Source organism: Vibrio sp. YT-19(2023) (genome assembly GCF_033337395.1).
This window is the reverse complement of the sequence record NZ_JAWOQN010000845.1, coordinates 1-580: the sequence shown is the minus strand read 5'-3', so window position 1 is coordinate 580 and position 580 is coordinate 1. Positions and strand designations below refer to the sequence as shown.

Annotated in this window: 1 protein-coding gene; it reads left to right on the top strand. The window is 47.4% G+C overall.

Annotation, left to right across the window (positions count from 1 at the left end; genetic code table 11):
• Positions 1–10: 10 nt before the first annotated feature.
• On the top strand, positions 11–580 hold a 570-nt coding region (locus R7E78_RS28790), incomplete at its 3' end, for a pyridoxamine 5'-phosphate oxidase family protein (RefSeq protein WP_318058970.1).

Below are 580 nucleotides of genomic sequence, written 5' to 3'. Positions count from 1 at the left end.
GGAGACCACCATGCTATCGAATACAAAAAGAACAGAAATCAAAAAAGGCGCTCATAAAGCGGTGACTGAAGTTGAAAAACTGCACACGATTATTGATGAAAGCCTAATTGCCCATATTGCAATCACCAACGAGTCAGGGCCAGTGGTTATCCCTATGTTAGCTTGGCGCGTCGATGATTTTGTATACATCCACGGCGCAAATAACAGCCGACTGTTACGCTCCCTCAAACAAGGCCAACCGACATGTCTCACCTTCACCTTGTTTGATGGTTGGGTATTGGCGCGTTCCGCATTTCACCACAGCGCGCATTATCGCAGTGCGGTTGTGTTTGGTCAGTTTGAAACTGTTGAAGACAATCAGGAAAAAGATCGTTTACTGAATCACTTTCTCGAACAAATCGCGCCGGGAAGAACAGAGCATGTCCGTTTGAGTAACGAGAAAGAGCTCAGCGCCACCATGCTTCTGCGTATTTCTTTAGAGGAGGCATCGGTAAAAATCAGTCGTTTTGGTGTCAACGACGACGCGCAAGATATGGATATTCCGGTTTGGGCGGGGGTACTGCCATATCGAACCGTCGTG